This window comes from Blautia sp. HCN-1074 (assembly GCF_037890165.1).
Taxonomy (GTDB): domain Bacteria; phylum Bacillota; class Clostridia; order Lachnospirales; family Lachnospiraceae; genus Blautia_A.
The window spans coordinates 1-1,593 of the sequence record NZ_JBBKBP010000056.1 but is presented as its reverse complement, the minus strand read 5'-3'; the positions used below and the strand labels follow the sequence as shown (position 1 = coordinate 1,593).

At 32.2% G+C, this 1,593-nt stretch carries 3 protein-coding genes; all 3 read right to left on the bottom strand.

Annotated features, from left to right (window positions below):
• Nucleotides 1-58: 58 nt before the first annotated feature.
• The 3 genes from WKT11_RS19710 to WKT11_RS19700 all read right to left on the bottom strand — a co-directional run bounded on the left by WKT11_RS19710 (nt 59) and on the right by WKT11_RS19700 (nt 1,434).
• Nucleotides 59-343: a topoisomerase C-terminal repeat-containing protein gene (locus WKT11_RS19710; protein WP_002326770.1), complete on the bottom strand. Its 285-nt coding sequence runs from the start codon at nt 341-343 to the stop codon at nt 59-61.
• A 145-nt stretch (nt 344-488) separates the two neighbouring features.
• Nucleotides 489-1,226, bottom strand: coding sequence for a 23S rRNA (adenine(2058)-N(6))-methyltransferase Erm(B) (erm(B), locus tag WKT11_RS19705; protein ID WP_008687088.1), 738 nt, complete (start codon nt 1,224-1,226; stop codon nt 489-491).
• Nucleotides 1,227-1,350: 124 nt separating this feature from the next.
• A complete protein-coding gene (locus tag WKT11_RS19700) occupies nt 1,351-1,434 on the bottom strand; it encodes a 23S rRNA methyltransferase attenuation leader peptide (protein WP_001814874.1) in 84 nt (27 codons plus the stop codon).
• Between the last annotated feature and the right edge of the window lie 159 nt (nt 1,435-1,593).

Genomic DNA, 1,593 nt, shown 5'->3' with positions numbered 1-1,593 from the left:
TTTGTGATAAGTGATTTGTGATTAATATATAAAAGCCCTCTTTAAAGGGCTTTTATGTTTATTTTGAAAAAGAGATAAAATCAATATATCCCTTTTCCCCAATTTTTACAACGGCATTGTAGGGCTTTTTCTCTTTGTTTTTGATTCCTTTTACCAGGGTTTCTTTTCCCTCCAGTAATTCTTTTACATTCGTTTTGGTTAGTTTTTTCTTTCTAAAATGTTCAGCTAAAGTAAACTTACATTCAGGATAATTTGAACAACCATAAAACGATTTTTTTAATACAATATTGTTGCCACACTTAGGACATTTTCCTACAAGGGGTCCCGAGCGCTTAGTGGGAATTTGTACCCCTTATCGATACAAATTCCCCGTAGGCGCTAGGGACCTCTTTAGCTTCTTGGAAGCTGTCAGTAGTATATCTAATAATTTATCTCCATTCCCTTTAGTAACGTGTAACTTTCCAAATTTAAAAAAGCGACTCATAGAATTATTTCCTCCCGTTAAATAATAGATAACTATTAAAAATAGACAATACTTGCTCATAAGTAATGGTACTTAAATTGTTTACTTTGGCGTGTTCCATTGCTTGATGAAACTGATTTTTAGTAAACAGTTGACGATATTCTCGATTGACCCATTTTGAAACAAAGTACGTATATAGCTTCCAATATTTATCTGGAACATCTGTGGTATGGCGGGTAAGTTTTATTAAGACACTGTTTACTTTTGGTTTAGGATGAAAGCATTCCGCTGGCAGCTTAAGCAATTGCTGAATCGAGACTTGAGTGTGCAAGAGCAACCCTAGTGTTCGGTGAATATCCAAGGTACGCTTGTAGAATCCTTCTTCAACAATCAGATAGATGTCAGACGCACGGCTTTCAAAAACCACTTTTTTAATAATTTGTGTGCTTAAATGGTAAGGAATATTCCCAACAATTTTATACCTCTGTTTGTTAGGGAATTGAAACTGTAGAATATCTTGGTGAATTAAAGTGACACGAGTATTCAGTTTTAATTTTTCTGACGATAAGTTGAATAGATGACTGTCTAATTCAATAGACGTTACCTGTTTACTTATTTTAGCCAGTTTCGTCGTTAAATGCCCTTTACCTGTTCCAATTTCGTAAACGGTATCGGTTTCTTTTAAATTCAATTGTTTTATTATTTGGTTGAGTACTTTTTCACTCGTTAAAAAGTTTTGAGAATATTTTATATTTTTGTTCATGTAATCACTCCTGAAGTGATTACATCTGTAAATAAATACAGAAGTTAAACGATTTGTTTGTAATTTTAGTTATCTGTTTAAAAAGTCATAAGATTAGTCACTGGTAGGAATTAATCTAACGTATTTATTTATCTGCGTAATCACTGTTTTTAGTCTGTTTCAAAACAGTAGATGTTTTATCTACATTACGCATTTGGAATACCAACATGACGAATCCCTCCTTCTTAATTACAAATTTTTAGCATCTAATTTAACTTCAATTCCTATTATACAAAATTTTAAGATAACAGTCAAGAACATATCTGCACAAGTTGTAGATATACCATAAATGCTGATAATCAACATGATTACGCTTACCATCAAATAA

What these genes read in the sequence shown, in the direction of transcription:
- WKT11_RS19700 (WP_001814874.1), bottom strand. Translation starts at nt 1,434, where the DNA reads ATGTTGGTATTCCAAATGCGTAATGTAGATAAAACATCTACTGTTTTG.